At 65.1% G+C, this 21,281-nt stretch carries 19 protein-coding genes, 1 tRNA gene and 2 pseudogenes; 13 read left to right on the top strand and 9 right to left on the bottom strand.

Annotated elements, in window-relative coordinates; all coding sequences use genetic code 11:
* Positions 1-963: 963 nt before the first annotated feature.
* On the bottom strand, positions 964-1,524 hold the full coding sequence (locus ACV7NQ_RS14965) for a hypothetical protein (RefSeq protein WP_463360215.1): 561 nt from the start codon (positions 1,522-1,524) through the stop codon (positions 964-966).
* A gap of 403 nt (positions 1,525-1,927) precedes the next feature.
* Between ACV7NQ_RS14965 and ACV7NQ_RS14960 the strand changes: the two genes are divergently transcribed.
* On the top strand, positions 1,928-2,383 hold the full coding sequence (locus ACV7NQ_RS14960; RefSeq protein WP_463359538.1) for an Ig-like domain repeat protein: 456 nt from the start codon (positions 1,928-1,930) through the stop codon (positions 2,381-2,383).
* A gap of 63 nt (positions 2,384-2,446) precedes the next feature.
* On the opposite strand, the gene ACV7NQ_RS14955 is transcribed toward ACV7NQ_RS14960, so the two are convergent.
* Complete coding sequence (locus tag ACV7NQ_RS14955; RefSeq protein WP_463360214.1) at positions 2,447-2,683, bottom strand: cobalamin biosynthesis protein; 237 nt, start codon at positions 2,681-2,683, stop codon at positions 2,447-2,449.
* 585 nt (positions 2,684-3,268) lie between these two features.
* Positions 3,269-3,487 carry an aromatic-ring hydroxylase C-terminal domain-containing protein gene (locus ACV7NQ_RS14950; protein WP_463365670.1) on the bottom strand — a complete coding sequence of 73 codons (219 nt, stop codon included), beginning with the start codon at positions 3,485-3,487 and terminating at the stop codon, positions 3,269-3,271.
* A 30-nt stretch (positions 3,488-3,517) separates the two neighbouring features.
* On the opposite strand from ACV7NQ_RS14950, the pseudogene ACV7NQ_RS14945 reads away from it, so the two are divergent.
* The 4 genes and pseudogenes from ACV7NQ_RS14945 to ACV7NQ_RS14930 form a co-directional block, all read left to right on the top strand.
* A pseudogene (locus tag ACV7NQ_RS14945) lies at positions 3,518-3,781 on the top strand (replication initiator); the annotation flags it as partial.
* A 46-nt stretch (positions 3,782-3,827) separates the two neighbouring features.
* Positions 3,828-4,244 carry a replication initiator gene (locus ACV7NQ_RS14940; RefSeq protein ID WP_463360213.1) on the top strand — a complete coding sequence of 139 codons (417 nt, stop codon included), beginning with the start codon at positions 3,828-3,830 and terminating at the stop codon, positions 4,242-4,244.
* Positions 4,245-4,259: 15 nt separating this feature from the next.
* Positions 4,260-4,433 (top strand): helix-turn-helix domain-containing protein, encoded by a 174-nt coding sequence (locus ACV7NQ_RS14935; RefSeq protein ID WP_463360212.1) that lies wholly within the window; start codon positions 4,260-4,262, stop codon positions 4,431-4,433.
* Positions 4,430-5,629 carry a tyrosine-type recombinase/integrase gene (locus tag ACV7NQ_RS14930; RefSeq protein WP_463360211.1) on the top strand — a complete coding sequence of 400 codons (1,200 nt, stop codon included), beginning with the start codon at positions 4,430-4,432 and terminating at the stop codon, positions 5,627-5,629. The genes ACV7NQ_RS14935 and ACV7NQ_RS14930 overlap by 4 nt, the downstream gene beginning before the upstream one ends.
* 59 nt (positions 5,630-5,688) lie before the next feature.
* On the opposite strand, the gene ACV7NQ_RS14925 is transcribed toward ACV7NQ_RS14930, so the two are convergent.
* Positions 5,689-5,762, bottom strand: a tRNA-Gly gene (locus tag ACV7NQ_RS14925).
* Between the two features lie 87 nt (positions 5,763-5,849).
* Here ACV7NQ_RS14925 and ACV7NQ_RS14920 point away from each other — a divergent pair.
* Positions 5,850-6,110: an alpha/beta fold hydrolase gene (locus ACV7NQ_RS14920; protein ID WP_463360210.1), complete on the top strand. Its 261-nt coding sequence runs from the start codon at positions 5,850-5,852 to the stop codon at positions 6,108-6,110.
* Positions 6,111-6,209: 99 nt separating this feature from the next.
* On the top strand, positions 6,210-6,782 hold the full coding sequence (gene dcd / locus ACV7NQ_RS14915; protein ID WP_463360209.1) for a dCTP deaminase: 573 nt from the start codon (positions 6,210-6,212) through the stop codon (positions 6,780-6,782).
* A gap of 178 nt (positions 6,783-6,960) precedes the next feature.
* Here dcd and ACV7NQ_RS14910 read toward each other — a convergent pair whose 3' ends face one another.
* Entirely contained in the window at positions 6,961-7,410 is a 450-nt protein-coding gene (locus tag ACV7NQ_RS14910) for a hypothetical protein (protein WP_463360208.1), read from the bottom strand.
* A gap of 230 nt (positions 7,411-7,640) precedes the next feature.
* On the opposite strand from ACV7NQ_RS14910, the gene ACV7NQ_RS14905 reads away from it, so the two are divergent.
* The 3 genes from ACV7NQ_RS14905 (at position 7,641) to ACV7NQ_RS14895 (ending at position 12,171) form a co-directional block, all read left to right on the top strand.
* Positions 7,641-8,981 (top strand): helix-turn-helix domain-containing protein, encoded by a 1,341-nt coding sequence (locus tag ACV7NQ_RS14905; protein WP_463360207.1) that lies wholly within the window; start codon positions 7,641-7,643, stop codon positions 8,979-8,981.
* A gap of 40 nt (positions 8,982-9,021) precedes the next feature.
* Positions 9,022-10,278, top strand: a complete 1,257-nt coding sequence (locus ACV7NQ_RS14900) for a pyridoxal phosphate-dependent aminotransferase (protein ID WP_463365669.1) — start codon at positions 9,022-9,024, stop codon at positions 10,276-10,278.
* A 606-nt stretch (positions 10,279-10,884) separates the two neighbouring features.
* Positions 10,885-12,171 carry a YibE/F family protein gene (locus tag ACV7NQ_RS14895; RefSeq protein WP_463360206.1) on the top strand — a complete coding sequence of 429 codons (1,287 nt, stop codon included), beginning with the start codon at positions 10,885-10,887 and terminating at the stop codon, positions 12,169-12,171.
* Positions 12,172-12,175: 4 nt separating this feature from the next.
* On the opposite strand, the gene ACV7NQ_RS14890 is transcribed toward ACV7NQ_RS14895, so the two are convergent.
* Entirely contained in the window at positions 12,176-13,483 is a 1,308-nt protein-coding gene (locus tag ACV7NQ_RS14890; protein WP_463360205.1) for an Hsp70 family protein, read from the bottom strand.
* A gap of 149 nt (positions 13,484-13,632) precedes the next feature.
* On the bottom strand, positions 13,633-14,955 hold the full coding sequence (locus ACV7NQ_RS14885) for a UDP-glucose dehydrogenase family protein (protein WP_463360204.1): 1,323 nt from the start codon (positions 14,953-14,955) through the stop codon (positions 13,633-13,635).
* 150 nt (positions 14,956-15,105) lie between these two features.
* Here ACV7NQ_RS14885 and ACV7NQ_RS14880 point away from each other — a divergent pair, with 150 nt between their 5' ends.
* Positions 15,106-15,642 (top strand): YdcF family protein, encoded by a 537-nt coding sequence (locus ACV7NQ_RS14880; RefSeq protein ID WP_463360203.1) that lies wholly within the window; start codon positions 15,106-15,108, stop codon positions 15,640-15,642.
* 235 nt (positions 15,643-15,877) lie between these two features.
* Positions 15,878-16,324, top strand: coding sequence for a PASTA domain-containing protein (locus ACV7NQ_RS14875; protein ID WP_463360202.1), 447 nt, complete (start codon positions 15,878-15,880; stop codon positions 16,322-16,324).
* A 267-nt stretch (positions 16,325-16,591) separates the two neighbouring features.
* Here ACV7NQ_RS14875 and ACV7NQ_RS14870 read toward each other — a convergent pair whose 3' ends face one another.
* The gene (locus ACV7NQ_RS14870) at positions 16,592-17,566 is read right to left on the bottom strand and encodes a CE1 family esterase (RefSeq protein WP_463360201.1); all 975 of its coding nucleotides are present in this window, start codon (positions 17,564-17,566) and stop codon (positions 16,592-16,594) included.
* Positions 17,567-17,712: 146 nt separating this feature from the next.
* On the opposite strand from ACV7NQ_RS14870, the pseudogene ACV7NQ_RS14865 reads away from it, so the two are divergent.
* Positions 17,713-17,961, top strand: a pseudogene (locus ACV7NQ_RS14865) (acyl-CoA dehydrogenase family protein); the annotation flags it as partial.
* A 136-nt stretch (positions 17,962-18,097) separates the two neighbouring features.
* Here ACV7NQ_RS14865 and ACV7NQ_RS14860 read toward each other — a convergent pair.
* The gene (locus ACV7NQ_RS14860; protein WP_463360200.1) at positions 18,098-21,109 is read right to left on the bottom strand and encodes a (Fe-S)-binding protein; all 3,012 of its coding nucleotides are present in this window, start codon (positions 21,107-21,109) and stop codon (positions 18,098-18,100) included.
* Positions 21,110-21,281: the final 172 nt, after the last annotated feature.

Raw genomic sequence — 21,281 nt, 5'->3', positions numbered from 1 at the left:
GCTGTTGATGCACTGGCCCAAAGAAGTCCGGTCGTCGGCCAACGATGGCCGGTCTCCACCCCTGCATAGTGGGGCTATATAGATCGTATCTTGTAGCGTTCGATGCATCCAATAGCGTTGACGCTACCAAACAGGTGGGCCGCCGCTGGATTTGCTTTCGCCTCGTTCCACTCGATCGCTTGTCTGGACCCAGGTTTGGCCCTGTTGGGTGGTGGGTTGCACCCATGGCGGGCTGGCTACCGCCTGCCCCATAGGGCCTGCCTTTCGCGCGTAGAGGCTCCGGGGTCAAGGGTGGCGTAGCCATCACGGAGTGACGCCGTCGGCGCCCTTGAGGCTGGAGGGGCGCGGGAACACAATGCAGGCCACCACACAGCAGGGCTACGCGGCCGGAGGTTGCGCAGTTTGGTTGGTGTGCACCGACTGCCACGCTGCCGGGCCGCGGTCGAGTCCGACTACCCCCACCTGTGACCACCCCCCGGGGGGCGCATCACCCGTGCGGAGGAGACCAGTTGCTTTGGTCGGCGTTGGTGGAGGTGACCACAGCCGGTGGACTGGGCAGAGTGCCGGCGGATTGGTGATCGGCTCGGGAGGTAAGTCGGGTACGGCTCACATCGTGCCCAGCCCTGTCGGTAGTTGGAGAAGTGTCCCAAAGAGGATCGCAAGCCCCGTCGTGGCGCAACCGTGCCGCCGACGTGCCGACGCGCCGCGAGCGGGCGCTTCATCAGCGAGCGTTGCGCGTCGAAGCGCTGCGGCGGCGCGGTAGCGCCGCCGCAGGCGCCTATATGGGGAAATTCGGCAACGACCCTTGTACGTGCGAGGACTACGTGTGCTGCTACCGCCGTCCTTCAACTGCTGACCGAAGAACGTGCGGTATGCGGCATTTCAGGATATTGCCTGTGGAGACGATTGGCGGCGGCGCCGTCGGGACCGGATCAGATAGGTCTGATTACCGGGCCGAGGCGGCTAAGGATGGGCTCGCCAAAAACCTCCGCGTTCAGACCTTGTGATGACCAGGCTTGGATTTCGGCTGTGTAATTCCGCAGCGACGTCGTCCAGCGATATTGGGCGCAGCCAGCGCTCCGAGATGGCAAGCGGGAAGCCTACCGTGATCTTGCCTGTCGGACCGTAGATCCATTTGGGCCAATGACCTTCGACAAGTTTCGGGCTGGGCTCGACCAGCTCGATGGCCAGATACCTCGCGCCGTGGGCTGTGATCAGATGGATACGCGATATCGCAGCCCACGGGATTCGTCCGAATGGGTTGAGTGTCACTTCCTGATCGTCGACTGTCATTTCGGGTGCGAGCCGGACGACGTGATGCAGTACGAGAAACAGCCAAAGGGTTCCTAAGACGATCGGCGCCACCACAGGGAACATCAGCGGCGAGTCGGCGGAAGTGGTTGTCACGAGCAGTAACCAGCCGCCCGCGATCCCTGCCAGGCCCAACAACAACATCTCTACCCAACGGACCCACGAAGATCGAAAGATCGTCGGTGGCGTTGGCACTTCCTGAGACCGGTCCACAATCCTGGACTGTAGTGGTCGCCGTTCGGCTCAGCGCGAATATCGTGTGAGTAACCCGGGCTCGCACGGGATGCGCTCATCGGCATTACCGCGCGTTGCAGGAGCCTCTGGCCCGCTGGTCGCACGCAGCGGGTGACCAACCCTCCGCCCCACCGAGTTCTGCCACAACCTTGACGCAAGAGATCGGTTGAGCTGCCTGGTTACCGCCGCGCTGGGTCCGTATGGCTGACCGCGATATCTGTCTCACGACCAGCGGCCGTCGCGGACCGGACCTCCGTGACGCCTTGGAGCACCGGTCGGCGGGCATGGTGGCTCCGAATGCACCCATTGTGCATAGCTCGCCGCTTTCCGTAAGAATGACGGCCGACAGCTCGGACAACACACCATAGAAGAAGGCGGCACCATGATCGAATTCGGAGCCACACATACTCGGGGCATCGTCGCCGCGTCGGCACTGGCTGCCTGCCTGGCGGTCCCGATGATGTTCGCGCCCAATGCCTCCGCACTGACCGCACCGACGATTACGGTGGCCCTGACCGGATCCGTGACAGGGTCGGCGAATGTCATCGGAACCGGCTGCCCTGTAACGGTCACGGCGACAGTGAAGCAGCCCGACGGCTCGGCAGTACCGCAGGGCACCGTCGAATTCTTCGACGTTGATTCCTCCGCCAGTAACCTCGTGCTGGGCTCCGCTCCGGTATCCGGCGGCATCGCGAGCGTCTCGTGGACACCCGCCACCTCCGGCCAGAACGCGATCACCGCCGGCTACTTCGACAGCCAGTTGCAATTCCTGCCGATCGCGGGCGGCGCAGTGGTGACGGTGACCCCTGGCATCAACATCGGCGGCTTCTGTCTCTGACCGCTGCCGGCGAACCCTCGACTGCCGTCGGCGGAACTGCCGATTCACCGGAGCGTCTGTCGGCTAACGCGTTTCAGCGGCTGTGATCGTCAGGCTGCGCACCGTACGCTTGGGCACCACCAGTGGTCCAGCTCCGGCGGTCAGCAGCGCAGCAGCTTCGGCCACGCTCGGTGTCCCGATGGCAGTCGAGGTACGGGTGGCGGGATTGGGCACCGCCACTGCCGACAACTTCGCTGCGCTGAACCCGACTATCGGCACCCCGAGTTGGGCGCCGACTGCAACCCGCCCGGGTTCGGACACCGACGGTAGCGATGCACCCGATCATGCTGTCGCCCATCAAGTCCCGCAGCGCAGCCCGGATTCGATCCGCCGATGTTCCCGGCCGCATCCCGAGCCCAAGGCCAGCTCAGACGATCTCACAACAGTGTGGTCGAACGGTTTTCGGCACGCTGAAGTACGAACTCTCTGCCGCGGCGTGATCCCAGACGGTGATGCATCGGACATGGAGGTACACCGATTCCGCATCCTGTACAACACGATCCGGCACGAGGTCCTCGGCGACCGGACTCTCATCGCCGCATATATGGACGGTTGACCGACGTGAGAACACGCGATATGCGGCTACTTATCGAGTACTTCAGCAAACTGTAGTCAGCCTGTGGGTGGGCCGGGCCGGGACAGGTTGTCCCCGATCCGGTCGCCTGAGTTGTTTCCGTTTGCGGTGGATGTCCGACGAGAACGCCGACCACTCCCAACTCCTGGCCGACAGCGCCGCAGACCTGCTCACCATTCTCGCCACGAATATGCGGGATGACCACGCGAACCAGCCATGATCTCGACCCGAGACAGGCGTGTTCGCCTTCACTTTCGGTTGCTCAGGTGAAATCAGTTGGCGGGCTTGCCGAACCAGCGGGCGAGGTGGTCGTTCAGGTCCTGCTGGTTCTCGCCGATCCAGGCGACGTAGCCGTCGGGCCGGAGCAGGATGGCCGGAACATCCAGTGCCGCAGTGGGATCCGCGATGAGGTCGACTCGGTCCGACCAGCCCTCGACGAGGTAGTCAAGCAGGTAGCCGCGGCAACCTACTACCAGGTGTGGTGGCCCCATCACGACCAGGAGGTCTACCGCGGCGATCACATGCCGGTGTGGGATCACCAAGCGTGCAGGTTCGTTGACCCCGATACCCGGCAACCGCTCCCGACTTTCGATGAGGCGCAAGACGTTCTGTCGACCGTTGATGACCTGGAACCGGCGCATGTCGTGAAGTTCGGCAGTCAGATCGATCCGAAAGACATCCGCGGTGTGCTCGGCAACACCGAAGAAGCCGCCCGCACGGTCGGCTACGTCACCAAGTACCTCACCAAGTCCATCGCCGAAGTCCTCGAACCACAAACCTCGCGGCCGCCGCCCACTACGACCGCCTCCACGCCGAACTCCAGCACACCCCGTGCTCGAAGACCTGCGCGGTGTGGCTGCGCTACGGGATCTCCCCGAAAGGAGCCAGCGAGAAGACCGTTCCCGGTCGATGCCGCGGCAAGGCACACCGCCGAGACACCTCGGCCTGCCCAGTCAACGGGTCCTGCCCTCGGAGCAATGGTCCGGCAAAACCCTGCCCGACTACCGCGCTGATCGTGTCGAGTTCGTTCGGCAACTGCTCGCCAGGGTCGGGATGGTCAAGGCCGACACCTCCCACCTGAAGGTCACCCCGGTCGAACCCGGTGACCACTCGGTGCCACCCCGAGAGCACCTGATCATGGCCGCGATCGCCCAACGCACGAAATGGCGAGCCGAATACACAACCGCCCTACTCGCGGCCGGTCCGCCTGGGACACAAGAAGCTTCGACAATTCCACAAGCGGCATAGAAAGGAACAGGAGAGATGGCGCGGTTGCTCACTGAGCAGGAGGTCCGGGAGCGGATTCCGGTCGGGCACAGCAAGTACTACGAGCTGATCGGGTCGGGTGAGCTGCGATCGGTGAAGATCGGGCGTCGGCGGTTCGTGACGGAGCAGGCCGTCGCGGATTACATCGCTGAGCTGGACAACTCGGCATGAGTCGCCAGCAGCTACCGCCGCAGATCACCAAGATCACGGTGACCGATCGGCGGACGAACAAGCCGGTGGTCCGGTATCAGGTGGTGGCCGATGCTGGCCGCGATCCGGAAACCGGCAAGCGGCACCAGGTGCGTCGGCGGTTCTGCACCGAGCGGGAAGCTCGGGAGGCTCTGGCGAAGTTCCAAGCTGACGCAGCGTCCGGCGATTTCGTGGTGAGGAAGGATGTCACCGTAGAAGAGGTTTGCCGTGACTGGCTTGATAGCTTGCACTGGGCTCGGGGAACCACGCGGGCGGTCTACGAGTACAACCTTGCGCCGTTGCGTGAACAGTACGGCGACGTGCCGGTGCAGAAGTTGACCCGCAAGCACCTGGACGATCTGGTGTCCGCGCTGCAGAAGGGTGGTACCAAGACCGAGAAGGGCAGAGTCCGGCGTCCGTGGGCCGCTCGGTCGTTGAAGCGGACTATCGAAACGACGTCGATGGTCCTCGACTATGCGATCGAGCGAAAGATGTTGGCGCACAACGTAGCTCGTGCAATCAAGCCAAAGGCGGGCAAGAAGCGCAAGCCGATGACGTATACGCCGGCCGAAGTGTCGCAGCTGCTGACCAGCTTGGAAGGAGACCGGGACCGACACGCCTGGTTCCTCGCGCTGTGCGGGTTGCGTCGGAGCGAACTCGGCGGATTGCGCTGGAGTGGTGTCGATTTTGTACAGAAAACGCTCGTGGTGCATATCGGCCGTGCGTCGGCCGGCGGCAAGGCCGTGGAGGACGACCCGAAGACCGAAGCTTCCGTTCGGACACTCCCGATGGATGACGAAATGGTGGAAGTGCTGCGAAGGGCACGGCGTCGGCAGGCTGCGGACAAACTTCAATTCGGCAAGGCGTACCAGGACGGTGATTACGTCGTGTGCAAGGAAGATGGCACCCCGTATCACCCGGACACGTTAACCCGTCGATGGTCCGAGGCGCTCAGAAGGGCTGGCGTCCGACACATCCGGCTGCACGACGCTCGTCACACCTGCGGGACCACGATGCACCTGCGGAAGGTGCCGCTTGCGGTGATCGCTGCGTGGCTGGGTCACGCCGACGCGAGTATTACGGCGAAGATCTACACCCACTCCCGGGTCGAGGCGCTTCGAGACGCTGCGAAGACTTTGGGTGAGGTTGTGACAACTCGTGACATTCAGGCTGGCTGACGCTGAGAACAAGAATAGGCCCCGACCGGCTAAACACTGGTCAGGGCCTATTTCTGCTGTGGAGCCGATGACGGGAATCGAACCCGCGCTGTCTGCTTGGGAAGCAGAAGTTCTGCCATTGAACTACATCGGCAAGCTGTACCAGAGGTACCTCCGAGACTGTAGCAGAGTCGACCCGAAGGCGGGAAAAACCGCCACTAAATGCCGTTGACCTGCGTCAATGAGCCTGTGGCCCACAGTGGGACGTGATCGGTTCGAGTCGGCGTTCGGCCTCGTGGAATCGGCATGGTCGCATTGGCTGGGCAGTGAATGCCCCGCCCTACTGACCGCGGGCAGCGTGCCGCCGTGCACGGATCAGGCGCTGGCCAACGAGATGGTCGCGAAGCGGCCGAATGCCACGCTGGGCACCGACCATTTCGTGCACAAGGCCGATCCGGCCGGATTCGCCAAGACGGTGCGTGACTTCCTCGAGTCGCGCTGACCTTCAGTCGCCGATCGCGCAACTGATAGCGCCACGGCGGGTCTCGGCTTGTCACTGTGCGGCTGATGACCCTCATCGAGCAGGCGCTACTCTCTCGGCGTGCTGCTTTCCGATCGTGACATCCGTGCGGAGATCGCCGCTGGGCGTCTCGGCGTCGAGCCGCTCCTGGAAAACCTGATTCAGCCGTCGAGCATCGACGTGCGGCTGGACGGGATGTTCCGGGTCTTCGACAATTCCCGCTATACCCACATCGATCCGGCGAAGCGTCAGGACGAGCTGACCAGTCTGGTCGAGCCCGCCGTGGGTGAGCCGTTCGTGCTGCATCCCGGTGAGTTCGTGCTCGGCTCCACGCTGGAGGTGTGCACGCTGCCGGACGATCTGGCGGGGCGGTTGGAAGGCAAGTCGAGTTTGGGCAGGCTCGGCCTGCTGACCCACTCGACCGCCGGTTTCATCGACCCCGGCTTCAGCGGACACATCACCCTCGAACTGTCGAACGTGGCGAACCTGCCCATTACTTTGTGGCCGGGAATGAAGATCGGCCAGCTGTGCCTGCTGCGGTTGACCAGCCCGGCCGAGCACCCCTATGGCAGCGCCAGCACGGGCTCAAAGTACCAGGGGCAGCGCGGTCCGACGCCGTCGAAGTCGTACCTGAATTTCCCGCTGCCGAAATAGATGGCGGGTGGATTTCGGAATCCACTGCAGCACTGCACATCCATCCACCCTAGATCCGGTGCGTTGTCCCGACCATGAACCGCAAGACCCGGTCGAGTCCGCCCCGTCGACTGTGGAGAAATGGGGCGGACTCGTCCGCGCTCGGCGCCGGGCGGCAACGGGGCCCGATGACGCAGAATCAGTCCCCGCCGCCCGCTCCGCCCGCCAATGCCATCGTGATAATGACGGACAGCGGTGGGAGCGTGTCGCCGCGGCTCGGCGGGCCGACCCAGAAGCACCCTTCCCGGGTCCAGTGGCCGAGCCCTGTCGGCAACATCACGGCACTGCCGATGGCAGGAATGCCTATATCGAGTAGGTTGAGCACCTCCAATACCTGTGTCCCCGGCCGACTGTCCCGCGCGGCCAGGAAGCTCCAGCGGATCTGCCTGGCCAGCATGAGGCCCCTCGTCCCCTGCTGTTCCAGTGCCGCCCTGACCTTTTCGGCCCTGGCGGTTGGCAGATGCACGACACACACTCGGCCGGTGATCGGCAGCATGACGAACCCGCCTTGCTCGCGGACCGGTAGCCCGAACTCGTGCCGGTAGTAGGCCACCCAATCGTCGACTGTCCTGAGTCTGTCCACGTTCACGGCCAACTCCTTGCCTCCTGCGTCAAGGGTCCCGCCCGGCCCCGGCGATTCGGTATTGCCCGCGCGCCCGCCTTCCACTGCCATTCCGCTGCCACTTATAGCCGATCGCTTTTGCCGGTGGCCGCATGTGCAAACCACTCGTACCCTGAGAAGGAGTTCCTTCGGAGGGATGACATGTGGTGCGGCAGTGGTCAGGTAGAGAGGCTCGAGCCCTTCGCGATGCCAAGCGGATGAGTATCCGGGAGTTCGCGGCACATTTGGGTGTGCACGAACGCCTGGTGTCGAAGTGGGAGGCCGGCGGCGCCCGGGTTCATCCACGTCCGATCAATCAAGCCGCTCTCGATACGTCCCTGGCCAGGTCCGACGATGTTGTGCGGACACGGTTCGTGGCGCTGATCGATCAACGGATGGTCGATCGGCCTTCCGCACCTGGGTTCGATGTGCCTGCCGGCGCCGCGGCGCACGCCATTTATTCGAGCGACGCGGATCTGTTGGCTCTCATAGACGCCGGTGCGATGAGAGGTGAAGCGTTAGCAGCGATTTCGGAGAGGGATCTGATCATGGCGGCTGCCCATGAGGCCAGCGAGCACGCCGGCCAGGCCGAGAGCACCAATGTGGGCGTGACCACCTTGGAACAGCTCGACGCCGATGTCACGCGCATCGCGAACGACTATGTGCGCATTCCGCCGGTGCCGATGATGGTGGAGATGCTGCGGGTGCGACGCCGGGTATACCGGTTGCTCGAGGGTCATCAGCGGCCCGTCGACACCAGCTATCTATACCTGCTGGCGGGCACCCTCTCGGGCTTGCTCGCCAATGCGAGCATGGACCTGGGCTATTACGACGCGGCAGGCGAACAGGCCAGAGCCGCTTGGGCTTACGCCGAATTGTGCGGGCACAACGGATTACGCGCCTGGACCCGCGGCATGCACGCGCTCATCGAATACTGGTCCGACCGTCCGCGGCGCGGGATTCTGCTCGCGCAGAGCGGACAGGAGTTCGCCGAGTCGGCCACGGCCAAGGTGCGACTGCTCAATATCGAGGCCAGGATCTGGTCCTGCCTGGGCAGCGATGCCGACACCGATCGCTGTATCCGCGCTGCGGACGACGCGCGCGAGGTCACCGAGACCGACACCCTGCACGACGAGGTCGGCGGCGTGTTCGGGTTCAACAACGCGAAGGCCCACTATTACGCAGGCGCCACCTACATCCACCTCGGCCAGGCCGCGCCCGCCTTGGCCGCCACTCGGCAGGCCATCGAGCTGTATTCGAACGGACCGTCCGAGCAACGCTCTTATGGCGCCGAATCGCTGGCCCGGGTGGACAGCGCGGCCGCGCATCTGATCAACGGCAGCCTGGACGGCGCGGCGGAAGCCCTGCATCCGGTGCTCGGCCTGGCCGAGGACAAGCGCATCGCCCAGTTGGAGGAGCGGCTCACCGGAGTGCGGCGGCGCATTGCGGGCCAGGCTTTCCGTGATGCGGTCGAAGCGCGCTACCTGGACGAGCAGATCGAGGAATTCTGCGGCGTCACCGCCGCCAAGGGCATACCGCCGGGCGATAGGCCTGCCTGACGTGGACACATTGAATTAAGCGCTTGCGACGGATGGCACCATTGGACGGGTGAGCCCGAGTCATCTACCACATCGCCCGCCGCGCGTCCTGGAGCAGTCGACGAAGCTGCAGGACGTCCTCTACGAAATTCGTGGACCGGTACACGCGCACGCGGCACGGCTGGAGTCCGAGGGCCATCGCATCCTCAAGCTCAACATCGGTAACCCGGCTCCCTTCGGGTTCGAGGCCCCCGATGTGATCATGCGCGATATCGTCGCCGCGCTGCCGTATGCCCAGGGTTATTCGGAATCGAAGGGCATCCTGTCGGCCCGGCGCGCCATCGTGACCCGCTACGAACTGGTGCCTGGCTTCCCCGAGCTCGACGTGGACGACATCTATCTGGGCAACGGCGTCTCCGAGCTGATCACCATAACCATGCAGGCGCTGCTCGACAACGGCGACGAAGTGCTGATCCCGGCGCCGGACTATCCGCTGTGGACCGCCATGACCAGCCTGGCCGGCGGCACCCCGGTGCACTACCTGTGCGACGAGGCCAACGGTTGGCAGCCCGACGTCGCCGATATCGAGTCGAAGATCACCGACAAGACCAAGGCACTGCTGGTGATCAACCCGAACAATCCGACCGGCGCGGTGTACTCCACCGAGATCCTGCAGCAACTGGTCGATATCGCGCGCAAGCATCAGCTACTGCTGCTCGCCGACGAGATCTACGACAAGATCCTCTACGACGACGCCAAGCACATCTCGCTCGCCACGATGGCGCCCGACCTGCTGTGCCTGACCTTCAACGGCCTGTCCAAGGCCTACCGGGTGGCGGGCTACCGCTCGGGCTGGCTCGCCATCACCGGACCGAAGGAGCATGCCGCGGGCTTCCTGGAGGGCATCGACCTGCTCGCCTCGACCCGGTTGTGCCCGAATGTGCCTGCGCAGCATGCGATTCAGGTGGCGCTGGGCGGACACCAGAGCATCGAGGATTTGATCCTGCCCGGCGGGCGGCTGCTGGAGCAGCGCGATGTCGCGTGGGGGCGGCTGAACATGATCCCTGGTGTGTCGTGCGTAAAGCCGAAGGGCGCGTTGTACGCGTTCCCGCGGCTGGATCCGAACGTCTACGAGATCCGCGATGATTCGAGGTTGATCCTCGATCTGCTGCTGCAGGAGAAGATCTTGATGGTGCAGGGCACCGGCTTCAACTGGCCGAATCATGATCATCTGCGGATCGTCACGCTGCCATGGGCCAGGGACCTGGCCGTCGCGATCGAGCGCTTCGGCAACTTCCTATCCAGCTACCGCCAATAGGCGGCTGCCTCGCTTCCGTTCGGCCCGGCGCACATGCGGCTGGGTCGCTTCCGTTCGGCCCGGCGCACATGCGGCTGGGTCGCTTCCGTTCGGCCCGGCGCACATGCGGCTGGGTCGCTTCCGTTCGGCCCGGCGCACATGCGGCTGGGTCGCTTCCGCTCGGCCCGGCGCACGTGCGGCTGGGTCGGCTCTGCTCGGGCCGGCGCGGACTGCGACCGGCTGCGCCAATAGGGGTAAAGCGCCGCTGGGAACTAGATCGCCCCGTTTCTGGGCTGAAAACATACTTATCGTACGGATATTCGCGGATTTACGAGACTAGCTAGCGCAAAAGAAGACCTTTTGTGTACAGTGGCACTTGGCACTTTCGAGTGCCCGGTCGGGTTGTCTACCCCCCCTGGACTACCCGACCTCGGGTTCGGCCGCCTACCCCCCCTGGGCGCCAACCTGCGGGCGGCGGAGACATCCCCCTGCTCTCCGCCGCCCCCTCCAAACTTTCCCTCTTTCGGATACCGGCCCAAACGCCATTGGGGTCCGCCGCGTCGATTTGAAAATGAAATCCTTTAAGCTCGGCACCGGGCAGGCACACGACCAATAGGTAGGAGCCCGGTGAGCGAGCACCATCATCATCACGACCATTCCGAACCGATCGCGATCGGCGCCAACGCCGCCCGGGTCGTCGTCGGGTTACTCGGCGCCATCGGCGTCCTCGTGGTGATCGCCGCGATCGTGTTGTGGCCGAGCAGCCAGCACGTCGACATTCCGTTGCCGATGCAGAACGCGGGCGGCGGCGCGGTGCAGACCGAGGGCGGCACGGTCGTGATGCAGGACGTCGGGCCCTGCGGCAGTTCGTCGATCGGCAAGGTCTTCATCGACAAGCCGGAAGCGCCGCCCAGCAACTCCTACGTCTGCCAGCGCAGCCTGGTCACCATCGACTCCGGGCCGAACAAGGGCAACAAGACGCTGCTCGAAATCGCACCCGGCCCAGGTCAACCCGATCTGCACGCCGGTGATCACATCCGGCTGGTCCGGCAGACCGATCCGAACGGCACCACGATCTACTCGTTCGACGACTACTCGCGCGGGCTGCCGCTGACGCTGATTGTGGTGGTATTTGTCGTCGTGATCGTCGCGGTGGCGCGCTGGCGCGGGCTGCGGGCACTACTCGGGCTGGTATTCGCCTTCGCAGTGCTGGTGCTGTTCCTGCTGCCCGCGCTGTTGGATGGGAAACCGGCGATTCCGGTTGCGCTCGTTGCCGGTGCGCTGATCCTCTATGCCGTGCTGTATCTCGCGCACGGGGTGAACCTTCGCACCAGTTCGGCGCTGCTCGGTACGCTGACATCGATGGTGCTGGCGGCCGTGCTGTCCTGGTTGGCGATCAAGATGACGCATCTGACCGGACTGTCGGAGGAACAGAACACGAACGTCGCCACCTACATTCAGCACGTCAGCATTACCGGTCTGCTGTTGGCGGGCTTCATCATCGGCTCGCTCGGTGTGCTCAACGACGTCACTATCACCCAGGCATCGGCCGCCTTCGAACTCGCCGCCCTCGACGAATCCGCATCGCGCCGCGAGGTTTTTGCCGCCGCCATGCGCGTGGGCCGCGACCACATCGCCAGTACCGTCTACACGCTGGTGCTCGCCTATGCCGGTGGTGCGCTGCCGCTGCTGCTGCTGTTCAGTGTCGCGGGTCGATCGATCAGCGATGTGCTGACCGGTGACGCAGTGGCGATCGAGATCGCGCGTTCCGCGGTCGGTGGTATCGCCCTCGCCCTCTCGGTGCCGCTGACCACCGGCATCGCGGTGATGCTGGCCCGTCCGTTCGGCGGGAGACAGACGCCGGCCGCGCCCGCACGGCACGCTAGGCATGCGAGGGTCCGAGCCCGGATGTGACCGCTCAGTGCGGCGGCGGGAAGGGGAAGACGTCGGACGGGATGGTTGGCACCACGATCGGCGGAAGACCAGGAACGACAATCGTATTGGGGCCGGGAGTCGTCGTCGGCGGTGTCGTGGTCTCCCGATGCCGCGGCGGCGGTGCGGCGACCGATTCCTGCGCGGAGGTCTCGGTGGGGGCGCCGGGAGCGACCGCGATCTGCGGGTCGAGGGTAGTGGTGCGTGGGACGCTGGTCGGGGGGACCGTGGTGTGATTGCTGCCCTGGGAATCGCGTTCGAGGACCTGCGGTCCGTAGCCGAGTCCGAGGCCGATGGCAGCGACCACCGCCAGCGCGCTGACGGTCAGGACGGCGCCGTTGATCTCGCGCTTACTGCGGCGACGCCTGGCCGGCGCGGATAGCCAGGCCGGCGACAGTGTGCCGCCATCGAGCATCGGGCCGGGTGCGGCCGCCTGCCGGACCGGTCGCGCGAGCAGTGCCGCGCCGCGGGCGATCACCGTCTCCGGGCTTTCGGGCACGATGACCGGTACGCCCATCCACCGTTCGAGCACCTTGGCGATCAGCGGAATTCGCGCGCACCCACCGATCAGCAGCACGCCGTGCACCGGTCGATCGGAGCGCACGATCACATCGCGCGCCATCCGCGCCGACGATTCGATCGCCAGCATGATCAGTGCTTCGAAGTTCTCCTGTGCCAGCAGCACGAGCCCCTGCTCGCTGGGTAGGGCGACGGCGGTGTTCGACGATAGCTGTTCCTTGGCTTCGCGACAGAGCGCGTCCAACGCCGCCAGCCCGGCGGGATCCGGCGGATGCGCGATCCGACCCGAGGCGATTTGCTGTTCGCGGACCAGCGAATCGAGATAGTCGCCGCTGATATCGCTGGTGCGTTCGCTGTGGCGGACCTCACGGGTTTGGGTGTCGACGACGCTGACCGACAGCCCGGAGCTACCCAGGTCGTACACCACCAGCGAGGAAATGCCGCGAATATCCCCGGTGGACTGGGCGAATTCGAGCGCTGCCACGATCTCCGGCACGAGTTCGTAATTGGTGAGCTGCTGGCGGGCCATCGATGCCCGGATCGCCCTGGCGTGCTGCTCGCTGCGGTAGGCGATCGCGGTGGCCTCGATGCCGGGCGTGGCCTCCAGCGTGACGCCGATCGCCTCGGCCGCCAACTCCTCTACCTGGTGCTCACCTACCGGGATAGTCTGCAGATCGAAGGAATCGGGCGCGAGGTGGCCGTGAGGGCTCCCGGCGTGTGGCCGCGCCATACGGACGGCGCCGGCCCCCACCGAAACTCCCAGAACCGAACTCATCAGCTACCCATCTCGTTCACACTTCACGACATGCGAGCCTTGCGCCGCCCGCCGCGGATAGCCCGCTCACGGGACCATACCGCCGACCAACGACAATGCCTAAGGCAGGACTTGCAGTCCGGCAGTCGCCCCCGCCTCGCCAGGCAACTCTACGGTGTGCCGAGTCCGGCGTACACCCATCCGGCATCTCTCCAGGTGGCACGATTGAGACAGTTCCGGCCGTCGATGATCGACCGGGTTCGCACCACCGGGTCGAGGTCCTGCGGGCCCAACGCGATGAACTCGTCCCACTCGGTCAGCACCAGCACCACATCGGCGCGCTCGCACGCCTCTGCCACCGAGGTCGCGTAGTTCAGGGTGGGGAAGACGCGTCGCGAATTCTCCAGTGCCTTGGGGTCGTACACCGTCACGACCGCGCCGTTCAGCTGGATCATTCCGGCGACATTCAGTGCCGGAGAGTCACGCACATCGTCGGATTCGGGCTTGAAGGCCGCGCCGAGCACCGCCACATTCGCGCCGAGTAGCGAACCGCCACAGGCCCGTGTGGCCATGTCCACCATCTTGGTGCGACGGCGCATATTGATGTTGTCGACCTCGCGCAGGAACGCCACCGCATGGTTTGCGCCGAGCTCGCCGGAGCGCGCCATGAACGCGCGGATGTCCTTGGGCAGACAGCCGCCGCCGAAACCCAGTCCGGCATTGAGGAATCGGCGACCGATGCGGGCGTCGTAGCCGAGCGCGTCGGCCAGCATCGTCACGTCGGCGCCGGTCGCTTCGCAGACCTCGGAGACCGCGTTGATGAACGAAATCTTGGTCGCCAGAAAGGCATTCGCCGAGACCTTGACCAGTTCGGCGGTGGCGAGATCGGTCAGCAGGAACGGCACTTCGGCCGCGATCAGGTCCGCGTAGATCTCGCGCACCAGATCCTGGACCCAAATCGCGGCGTCGCGTTCGTTGTCCACCCCGAGTACCAGTCGATCCGGGCGCAGGGTGTCCTTCACCGCGAAGCCCTCACGCAGAAACTCCGGGTTCCAGGCCACCTCGACCTCGGTGTTCGTCAGGGCGCGGGCCCGCGCACCCAATGCGGCCGCGGTCCCGACCGGCACTGTCGACTTGCCGATGATCACCGAGGGGCGCTCCAGCATCGGCGTGAGCGTATCCACCACGGCGTGTACATATTTCAGGTCCGCGGCGTATTCGCCCTTCTTCTGCGGCGTCCCCACGCCGAGGAAATGCACGTCCGCGTGGCCGGCTGCCTCCTGATACGAGGTGGTGAACCGTAGCCTGCCCGCATCCAGGTTTCGCCGCAGCACCTCCTCCAGGCCCGGCTCATAGAACGGCACGACCCCATCGGACAGCTTCGCGACCTTGCCCGGGTCGACGTCCACCCCGATCACGTCATGTCCGAGTTCGGCCATGCACGCTGCGTGCGTGGCCCCGAGGTACCCGGTTCCGAAGACTGTGCATCGCATGATCGATTGATAGGCCCCGCCAATGGCCACACCACGTCACAGAGGCAAGAGTCGTGGCAACAGCAGGTGTACATGTGGCGACATGAATCGTTCGCAACCCGCTGACCTGCGAAACTCCTAGCCTGCGACGCTGCAGCTACCATCGACCTGGTGCGCCGCCGCCGGATCGCCTGGCCAGTACTCGGCCTGTTCGCGGCCATCGCAGTCCTCGCCGCCGCCCTCTGGCCGCTCTACGTCCGCCCCCGCACCGATCCGCCCGCGAAAGCCGACGCCATCCTCGTCCTCGGCGGCGCCCACGACGGCCGCGAACAATTGGCCCTGCACCTCGCGAGCGAAGGCTACGCCCCTCGAGTCCTGTTCTCCGACCCCTACGAAACCAGTCTCCTCATCAACCGAATCTGCCACGGCGGCTACAGCTTTCAAGTTACCTGCTTCGACCCCTCCCCACGCACCACCCGGGGCGAGGGCCGAGAACTGGCAAGACTCGCCCGATCTCAAGGCTGGCACCGGATAATAGTCGTCACCTTCACTCCCCACATCTCCCGAGCCCGCTACGTCCTCGGAAAGTGCTGGGACGGAGAGGTTCTCATGGTCGACGCCCACCCACGCATATCGTTGGCCCGCTGGGCCTATAACTACATCTACCAGTCGGCGGGCTATATCAAGACCGTCTTCGAGGACTGCTGACCGCGAGGGTGAGCGGCTCCGGCACTTCCGTCGTCGACAAGGGCTCCCTGATCACCGAAATAAAAAGGCACGCATTTCGGGCCACCATCAGATCGCGCGCCCGCAACCAGGGGATCAGGGGAAACACAGTCAATGAGTTACCAGCCGCAGCCGCCGCGTGGGCCGCAGCCGAATCCTCTCGGCCCATCACATGGGCGGCCGATCCCGCCCACCAAGAAGACGCCGACCTGGGTGGGTGGTCGCGGTCCTGGGCGGCCTGCTGCTCATCGGCATGATCGGCAGTGCCGTCGGAGGCGCCGATAAGAGCAAGCCGCTTGCTGACTCGACGACGACACCGAACGTCGCGCGCGCCGTTGGTCTTCCGACGACGACCGCGCCTCCGGCACCCAAAACAGCTCCGGCCTCCGCGGCTCCGGCGCCACCGGTCGCCCCTGCGGTCCCCGCCGCTCTGGTGCCCATGCCGAGCGTGGTGTGTATGAATCTGCAAGCCGCACAGAACAAGATCCAGGCAGCGGGAGTCTGGTATTCCCGCTCGACCGACGCGACCGGTGCCGGACGAATGCAGATCATCGACCGGAACTGGATCGTGGTCGGCCAGAACCCCGCACCGGGTGTGCCCATCGGCGAAGGAGACGCCGTCTTATCGGTAGTCAAGAGCGGCGAGCCCAACTCCTGCCGATAACCACCTCGCCCGCGACGGACTTCGGTGAGTGGTACATGGCTTCAGATGGTGATCTATTGGATAGCCAACCACGAGGGCGCGCACGGACCGACAGGCTGGACATCCCAGCACATCGAGGCATACGAGCCAGTCGTAACCGTCGCACTCACCTACGCCGACCAGTCGTCGAACTAGCAAGCGCCCCAACCATTTCGGGTTGATCCCTGCTGCGACAACGGGATCGACGCAGGAGCGTGGGCCAGCGAATCCGGTGTCAGTGGACGCCGTCTAAGGGTGCTGGGCGGCGAAGAAGTCCCAGATGGCCTGGGCGGTATTCAGGTTCTGGCTGGTCTTGCCGATGACTTTCTCGGGCAGGTTTGGGGTCGTGCCCGGCCAGGTGTGGCCGCCGCCTTCGACGGTGACGAGTTGGACTCGGGTGTTGTCGCGGCACGGGCCGGAAGTCGCGATGGTGATGTGGGTGCCGTCGTTCACCTTGTCGGGCACGGCAGTTGGTGGCGGCGGGGCTGGGCAAGCGTTCTTCGCGCTCCATAGGGCGATGGTGTCGGGCACCGAGAGGACTTCGGCGGCATCGGGGCCGTGGCCGGTGATCGGGCCACCGCCATAGGGGACGATGGGGTCGGCGGTGCCGTGCAGTGCGAATACCGCGAGGGGGCGGGCCGGGTTGCAGGAGTGGGCGTAGCTCGCGGGCATTCCGCTGAGCGTGGGGGCGATGGCGGCGAATTTGTCGGCGGCGTCGCAGCCGAGCATCTGGGTATAGGCGCCACCGGTGGCGACGCCGACGGCGAACACCCTTGTGGTGTCGATGTGTTGGCCTGCGGCTAGTTTCGCGATCAGGGCCGAGACGAGGGCGACATTGTCGGCGGCCGACCGGGCGCGAGCTGCCGGATGGAATTCGGTGAAGTTGTCGGGGTAGGCGACGACGACGTGGTTCGCGTCGGCGACCGCGTTCAGGCCCGACTCGGCGGCCATCTGCGCGCCGGAGCGACCGCGACCATGGAACACCAGCATCGCCGGGGCATTCGGCGGCAGGTCGGCCGGGATGTGCAGGACGTAGGTGGCCAGGGTGCCGCCGACTTCGATCGATTGGGCGCTGGTCCAGGCCGCGGCCGCGGTGGTTTCGGATGCGGACGTGCCCTCGGCCGGTTCGGTTTGGGAGCAGCCGCAAGCCGTCATCGAGAGCGCGAGAGCGGCCGCCGTCAGGAAGACGAGAACGGTTCGTGTGCACGGTCGCGTGGTTCGCATGTCCCCACTCCTGGTGCGTGGCCGCCGGGCTGGGTGAGCGGCTCGAATCCGATTGTTCCTCGAGAACGGCCCAGCGAACTGCAGGCGGACGATCTCAGTTTGATTCGAGGCTGAGACAGAAGCACATTATGTCTCGTGAGAGCCAAACCACGCCGGGCATCGAGATTCAGCCGTTGGTGATGACTTCCGGCGAAGAGGCCCAGAACCAGGTCTTCTTCGACAATGTTCGGGTACCGAAGAGCAATGTGCTCGGGCAGATCGACAACGGCTGGACTGTGGCGAAGTACCTGCTCGTGCACGAGCGCGGCGGCGCTGCCTCGCCGTGGCTGCAGGTGATAGTGATGGTGATGGTGCAGCATGTGGCCGCGGCCGCGAGTCAGCCTGGGCCGGATGGCTCGACGACTGGCTGACCTAACCTCCGACTACGGCCGCCCCGGCGCGCCGATCAGCTACGCCGCACACAGACCGGCCCGGGTTCGCGGTGCGTACCCGAGCCGATCTGTTTGTTCTCGGTTGTTCAGTTGTATCCGGTCAGTTCTTGCGGCCGGGGGCCTTTGCGCCGGATTTGAAGCCGAGGCCGCCGGGCTTGGCGTTGGGGGGAGTGGCTTCGGTGGCGCCGTTGCCGGTTGTGCCGTTGGCGGGCTGGTCGGGTTCCGGAGCCGGGTCGGCGGGGGTTTCTGCGACGGGTGCTTCCTCGGTCGGGGCCGGGTCGGCGGGGGTCGCGGGTGCCGCGCCGGGGGCCTTGGCGCCGGGGCGTTTGAAGCCGGACTTCATGGCGAAACCCTTGACGGGGGCCGTCGGCTTGGTTTCGGTGGGTTCCGAAACCGGTTCGGCTGCTGCCGTTTTCGGTGCGGGAGTGGTCTCGGCGGGTGCTTCGGCCGGGGCCGATGCCACCGGGGCCTTCGCGCCCGGCGCTTTGGCGGCGCCCTTCATGGCCAGACCGGAGGCCTTGCCGCCGCCCTTCATGGCCAGACCCTTCACGGGCGGGGTCGCCGGCGCCTCGGGCGTTTCGGCCGCGGGGGCGGCTTCGGCGGCGGGAGCCGGTTCGGCCTTGGCGCCGGGGGCTTTCGCGGCGCCCTTCATCGCCAAGCCCTTGCCGCCCGGTGCCTTCGCCGGACCCTTCATGGCCAGGCCCTTGCCGCCCGGTGCCTTCGCCGGACCCTTCATGGCCAGGCCCTTGCCGCCCGGTGCCTTCGCCTGGCCCTTCATCGCAAGGCCACCACCGGTGGGTGCGGCCTTGGTCGGGGCCGGAGCCTCGGCAGCCGGGGTGGGTTCGGCTTCCGGGACCTCTTCGACGGCAGGGGCTTTCGGCTCCTGCACGACGGTGAGGTTGTCGGTGAGCTTCGATGCGTCGACGCGGTCGATGGCATCGAGCATCAACTGCGCGACGTCGACGACCTCGACGCCTTCACCCTGGCCCTGTTCCTGGCGGGCGGTGACGCCGTCGGTGAGCATCACCCGGCAGAACGGGCAGCCGGTCGCGATCTTCGCGGGCGAAGTCGACAGCGCTTCATCGACGCGGTCGATATTGATGCGCTTGCCGAGCTGCTCTTCCATCCACATGCGCGCACCACCGGCGCCACAGCACATGGACCGTTCGCCGTGGCGCGGCATTTCGATGAGCGTGGAGCCGGACGCCTCCATCAACTCACGCGGCGCGTCGTAGACCTTGTTGTGACGGCCCAGGTAGCAGGGGTCGTGGTAGGTGACGTTCTGCGACAACGAGGCGACCGGAATCAGCTGCTTCTGGCGCACCAGACGATTCAGCAGCTGGGTGTGGTGCACGACCTCGTAGTTGCCACCGACCTGCGGGTACTCGTTGTTCAACGCATTGAAGCAGTGCGCACAGGTGACGACGATCTTCTTCTTGGTGTCCTCCACGCCCTCGAACACCGAATTCAATACCTCGATGTTCTGCGCGGCGAGCTGCTGGAAGAGGAGCTCGTTGCCCGCGCGGCGGGCGGAGTCACCGGTGCAGGTTTCCTCGGCGCCGAGCACCATGAACTTCACACCCGCGGTCGCCAACAGCTCGGCGACGGCCTTGGTGGTCTTCTTCGCCCGATCCTCGTACGCGCCGGCACAACCTACCCAGAACAGGTACTCGTACCCGTCGAAGCTGTCGGCCTCGCGCCCGAATACCGGGATCTCGAAGTCCATTTCGTTGATCCAGTTGAGCCGGTCCTTGGAGTTCTGGCCCCACGGATTGCCCTTGTTCTCGAGGTTCTTGAACAATCCGGCCAGCTCGGAGGGGAATTCCGATTCGATCAGCACCTGGTAGCGGCGCATATCGATGATGTGGTCGACGTGCTCGATATCGACAGGGCACTGCTCGACGCACGCACCACAGGTGGTGCAGCTCCACAGCACCTCGGGGTCGATGATGCCGTTCACCTCGACGTCGCCGACCAGCGGACGCTCGGCCTCGGCCTTCGCCGCATCCGAAATCTTCGCAAGCGCGGCCTCGTTCGGCTTGCCCTCGGCATCGACAAGACCCATCTCGTCGCCACCCATGTCCTTGCGGCCACCGGCAAGCAGGTACGGGGCCTTCGCGTAGCCGTGGTCGCGCAGCGACATGATCAGCAGCTTCGGCGACAGCGGCTTGCCGGTGTTCCAGGCCGGGCACTGCGACTGACAGCGACCACACTCGGTGCAGGTGGTGAAGTCCAGCCAGCCCTTCCAGGAGAAGTCCTCGATCCGGCCGGCACCGAAGGTGTCGTTGTCCGGGTCGGCGGTCTCCATATCGATGGGCCGACCCTTCGACATCATCGGCTTGGCCGCACCGAGGGCGACGCCGCCATCGTCTTCACGCTTGAAGTAGATGTTGAAGAACGCGGAGAAGCGGTGCCACGCAACGCCCCACGTGATGTTCCGACCGACCAGGTACAGGAACGCCATGCCGGACATGAGCTTCACGAACGCGAACAGCGCGACCATGTCGGTGCTCTCGGGCAGCAGCTTGGCCACCTGCATGGTGAAGAAGTCGGTCGAGGGATTCGAGTGATGGTAGGCGGCGATCTTGCCTGCCTTCACGAAGATCATGCCGAGACCCTCGATCAGCACGATCGCCTCGATCACGTACGCGGGAGCGAACTTCGAACCGCCGAACCGGGACAGCCGCTCGGGCACCCGGGGATGGTTCAGCTGGCGGATGATGATCAGCGTCACGATGCCGACCACGGTGCCGATGCCGAGGATCTCGTCCCACAGGTGGTAGATCGCCCAGTTACCGATGATCGGCCAGTGGAACTCGGGGTCGAAGGTCTGGCCGTATGCCTCGAACCAGAGCATGAAGCCGCCGAGGAAGCCGACCATCACCAGCCAGTGCGCCCAGCCGACGGTGCGGAACCTGTTCATGCGGGTGTGCGCGATGAACTCCACGAGCATCTGCTTCAAGCGGGGAAAGAACGGTCGCCAACGATCCGGCGCGGATTGGCCGATCATGATGGCGCGGACGATGTTCCGCACGCCGCCGAAGAACGACGCCCAACACAGCAGGCTGAGCGTCGCCCCAATCGTGCCCAGCGTCACTGTCAGGGCATTCATGTCGCGACCTTTCTTTCGAGGCAACACGAGCGTTCGAGGGCGGCCAGTCGCCGCCTCGGTTGGCTCGTATCCTAACTGCCAGTAAGTTACCCGCTGGTAACTTGCGTTGTCTACCGTACGATCGGTTGCTGGTCGATACCCCCTCTTGCTGGGGTTGAACCAAAAATTTATC

The organism is Nocardia sp. Tas62D01 (assembly GCF_055232035.1).
This window is presented reverse-complemented; position numbering and strand designations above follow the sequence as displayed.